This is a genomic window from Burkholderia sp. IO2 (assembly GCF_029522185.1).
Classification (GTDB): domain Bacteria; phylum Pseudomonadota; class Gammaproteobacteria; order Burkholderiales; family Burkholderiaceae; genus Burkholderia; species Burkholderia cenocepacia.
Genome location: NZ_JAKWFH010000123.1, coordinates 1 through 4,505 on the forward strand (window position 1 = coordinate 1; position 4,505 = coordinate 4,505).

Genomic DNA, 4,505 nt, shown 5'->3' on the forward strand with positions numbered 1-4,505 from the left:
CCGCGGCCGGCCGCGCGCTCGCGCGCCGCTACGCGTGCGGCGCCGCACTGGTCGCACTCGCGGCGCTGGCGTGCGTGCCGCGCGCGCCGGGCTGGGCGCTGGCGGCAGGGTGGGTCGCGCTGGCGCTCGCCTGCGTCGCATGGGCTTATCGACGTGGCGCGCCCGGCGCGTTCCAGAAGGATGCGCACGGACGGTTGCCGGTCTTCATCGGCTGGCTGCTCGCGCCGACGATCGCCGGCGCGTTCGTCAATTCGCGGCTGTGGACGTTCCGGCAGCCGGCGCCGGTGCGGATCGACGAGCGTGTGTCGATCGGCCGGACGCCGACGACGCGCGACATCCGGCGCGACGGCTTCACCGCGCTGGTCGACCTGACCGCCGAGATGCCGCGCTGGGCGGCGGCCGATGCAGCGCTCGCGTATGCGTCGGTGCCGCAGCTCGATCTCGTCGCCCCGACCGCGGCGCAGCTCGCGCAGGCCGTCGCGGCGCTCGAACGCCTGCACGGCGAGGGGCGCGACGTACTGGTCTGCTGCGCGCTCGGCTATGGCCGCAGCGTGCTGTGCGCGGCCGCGTGGCTCGCCGCGCGGCGCGGGCTGGCCGATGCGCGCGACGCGCTGGCCGCGGTGCGCGCGGTCCGGCCGCACGCGGTGTGGTCGGATGACGGCGTGGCCGTGCTGCAGCAGTGGATCGATCGCCGTCGCGATGCGGGGCGCGTGTGATGCGCGATCCGTCGGCGCCGTTCAGGATTGCCGCCGCGCGCGGCGCGCTCGACGCGGGCGCATGGGCGCTCGTGGCCGCGCTCGCCGCGGCCGGCGCGGGTGGCTGGATCGCGGCGGGCTGGGCGCCGGCGACGCTCGCCCGCGTGCTGCTGGCCGCCGTCAGCGCGGGGGCGGGGATCGCGGCGCTGTGGTACGCGGTTCGTATCGAGATCGACCGGCGGTTGTTTGCCGCGCTGGCGCGGACGGTGGGCGACGACGGGGCGGTCGACGATGGGCTCGCGGCGCTCGATCGCGCGCTCGCCGATCTGGGCTGGATCGACGCGGCGAAGGCCGGGCGCACGCTCGACGCGCGCGTGCGCGGCGCGGTCGGGCTGTGCCGGGCCGCCGTGCTGGTGGCGATCGTGCAGTGGCTCGTCGTCGGGATCGCGATCGCGGTGTCGCCGATCGGTTAGCGAGGGGCGGTGCCGGTGCGCCGCGATCGTGTTCGATGGGTTTCCTGCAGCGTCTGGTTCGGATGCGCGGTGGGTACGTTCTTCGTATGGGCGCCGTTGGCCGACCGTTTCACACCGCCGGTGCGGATAGCCGGCCGTAGCGCCCCTGTCGTTCGACCGATGTGCCGACCGGCCGCGCGCGGGCCGCGTGCGTCGCGCATGCGCGTCATCGCGGAGGCCGGGGGCGGACGCAGCCGGAGCGCGCGCGATCGACGGCAACCGGCCCTGCGCCAGCGTGCTCGCAGGGGCCGGCCTCGGATTTCGCGATTTCGACCTGCGTCGCGCCGCTGCCCGCCCCGGTGGCGGATGGCGGCGTCGACGAATTGATCCAGGTCAGTTTTTCACGAAGAAAATACGTCGCGCGACGCGCGCTTGCGGTAGCATACGCGCCGCTCGCGGCAGCGCGTTCCGGGCGGCCTGCAACGGGCCGCCACCGGTGCCCCGGCCGGCCGCCGTGCGTCGGAACGACGCCGTTCCGGCCATCCGGCAGCAACGGCGCAATTCTTGCCATTCACTCTTCCTGCGCAGCATTTCCGACCGAATTGAGATTTTTTTCGCTTCTCAGTCGCGAATCACGGTAAGTTCTGTTCTATTTTTGAGATAGTGTGACGAATGGGCGGCCGCCGGTGCCAGGCGCGCCGCCGCGCGGCGAACCGATCATTGAAGAATCCGCCGCGTCGTTCCGATAAATGCAATCAGGCCATGAATGAGGGGAAGCAGAGGGGATGTGCACTTACGGGCATAGCTGCTTTGCGCGCGTCGCTTTCGACGCGCAGAAGGACGGGACCATCGTGACGAAGCGGAGCGGTGCATGAAGCCGGCCGTGTCGCTGTTCGTCCTCGCGACCGCGATGACCGGCGCTTTCCATGCGGCCGCGCAGTCGGCCGCGCCGATGCCGGCGGTGCCGGCCGCCGCTTCGACGGCCGCTGCCGGTCACGCGGCGGCGTCCGATGTCGCGCCCGCCGCGGGGCCCGTGGCCGCGCCGGCGGCGGCCAGCGCGCCGGCCGCCGGCCTGCCGGCGACGACCGTGCATGTGCCGTTCGCGTCGCTCGGCGCGTTCGATCCGCTGCGCCTGCGCGGCGCCGACGACGCGCGCACGATCAACGCCGGCGTGCGGCTCGACCGCGTGATCACCGGCGCGCGGTTGCGCCTGACCTACGCATATTCGCCGTCGCTGGTCTTTCCGCTGTCGCACCTGAAGGTGTCGGTGAACGGCGAGGTGGTCGCGACCGTCCCGTTCGACGCCGCGCGTGCGGGCCGCACGGTGACGCAAGAGATCCCGATCGATCCGCGCTACTTCTCCGATTTCAACCAGATCGGCCTGCGCCTGATCGCGCACTACACGCTCGACCATTGCGAGGATCCGTCGAACTCGGCGCTGTGGGCCGACGTGAGCCCGACGAGCGAGCTGATCCTCGACGAATCGCCGGTGCGCCTGCCGAATGATCTCGCGCTGCTGCCCGCACCGTTCTTCGACCGGCGCGACAACGGCCGCGTGCGGCTGCCGTTCGTGCTGCCGGCGACGGCCGATTCGGCGACGCTGCGCAGTGCGGGCGTGCTCGCGTCGTGGTTCGGCGCGCTGGCCGACTACCGGCATGCGCGTTTCCCGGTGTCGGCCGCGTTGCCGGCCGACGACCAGGCCGTCGTGGTCGGCACGGCCGCGACGCTGCCGGCCGGTCTCGCGCTCCCACCCGTCAACGGCCCGCTGCTCGCGGTCGCCGACAACCCGGCCGCGCCGGGGCGCAAGCTGCTGGTCGTCACGGGCCGCACGGCGGCCGAGGTCGACGACGCGGTCGCGACGCTCGTGCTGGGCCGCGCGGCATTGTCGGGGCCGGCGGCGTCGGTCGCGCACGTCGATCTGGGCGCGCCGCGCAAGCCGTACGACGCACCGCGCTGGCTGCCGGTGAACCGGCCGATCGCGTTCCGCGAGCTCGTCGACGATCCGCGCCAGCTCGAAGTGCGCGGCACGACGCCCGACGCGATCCGGCTGAACCTGCGCGTGCCGGCCGATCTGCATTCGTGGAACGGCGCGGGCGTGCCGATCACGCTGCGCTACCGCTACACGGCGCCGACCGTGCAGGACAACTCGACGCTCGCGGTCGAGATCAACGATCAGCTCGTGAAGTCGTACCGGCTCGGGCCGGCCCACGCCGAAGACGCGCACGGCCGCATGCAGCTGCCGCTGCTGTCGGTGCCGGAAGGGCGCGTGACGAGCGACGTCGACATTCCCGCGTTCCGCGTCGGCAGCGGCAACCAGCTGCAGTTCCGCTTCTCGCTCGATTCGCAGAAGACGGGCCTGTGTTCGAGCACGGCCACCGAGCCGCAGCGCGCGGCGATCGATCCGGATTCGACGATCGACTTCTCGCACTTCGTTCATTACGCGCAATTGCCGAACCTCGCGTTCTTCGCGAACAGCGGCTTCCCGTTCACGCGCTTCGCCGACCTGTCGCAGACGGCCATCGTGCTGCCCGAGCGGCCGTCGCCGCAGGAACTCGAGGCCTACCTGACGATGCTCGGCCACATGGGCGAATGGACCGGCTTCCCGGCGCTGCGCGTGCAAGTTGCGCGGCCCGGCGACGTCGCCGCGCTGTCCGGGCACAAGGATCTGCTCGTGATCGACGGCTCGCCGGCGTCGCCGCTGCTCGCGCACTGGCGCGCGGCGCTGCCGCTCGCGATCGGCGAGCAGGGCGGCGCCGGCGGCGGCGCGACGCGCGTCGCGTTCACGGTGAAGGAGCGCTGGCGCAACGGCGTGGGCCTCGCCGACGGCGGCGCGCACATCGAACAGACGGGCCCGCTCGCGGCGCTCGCCGGTTTCGAGCTGCCGGGCAGCCGCGGCCGCAGCGTCGTCGCGCTGACGGCGACCGACCAGGCGCGCCTCGGCGATCTGCTCGACGTGTTCGAGAACGCCGGGCTCGTGTCGCAACTGCAGGGCGACCTCGCACTGGTGCGGCCGGGGCAGGTCGACAGCCTGCGGGTCGGCGAGCCTTACGTGGTCGGCTTCGTGCCGTGGTATGCGCGCGTGTGGACGGAGGCGGCGCGGCATCCGGTCGTGCTCGGCGCGGTCGGCGTCGTCGCGGGGCTGCTGCTCGCGCTCGGCGTGTTCAGCGTGCTGCAGCGCATCGCCGCGCGTCGACGGGGGATGTAACGGATGGCGCGGGCAATGACGAAGCGACGGGCAACGCGGCCGGCGCGGCGTGTCGGCGCGACGTTCGCGCTGGCGCTGGCGGTGACGTGCGCGGCGGCCGGCATGGCCACGCGCGCGCACGCCGCCGGGACTGGCGCGGCCGACGCGGCCGGC

3 protein-coding genes are annotated in these 4,505 nt (G+C 73.3%); all 3 read left to right on the plus strand.

The features are described from left to right. A partial coding sequence (locus tag MMB92_RS34985) for a dual specificity protein phosphatase family protein (RefSeq protein ID WP_277563264.1) occupies positions 1 to 716 on the plus strand: 716 nt, incomplete at its 5' end. Continuing rightward, positions 716 to 1,168 carry a hypothetical protein gene (locus MMB92_RS34990; protein WP_034200706.1) on the plus strand — a complete coding sequence of 151 codons (453 nt, stop codon included), beginning with the start codon at positions 716 to 718 and terminating at the stop codon, positions 1,166 to 1,168. The genes MMB92_RS34985 and MMB92_RS34990, both read left to right, overlap by 1 nt. Positions 1,169 to 2,018: 850 nt before the next feature. Further along, positions 2,019 to 4,352 (plus strand): cellulose biosynthesis cyclic di-GMP-binding regulatory protein BcsB, encoded by a 2,334-nt coding sequence (gene bcsB / locus MMB92_RS34995; protein WP_196445986.1) that lies wholly within the window; start codon positions 2,019 to 2,021, stop codon positions 4,350 to 4,352. Positions 4,353 to 4,505: the final 153 nt, after the last annotated feature.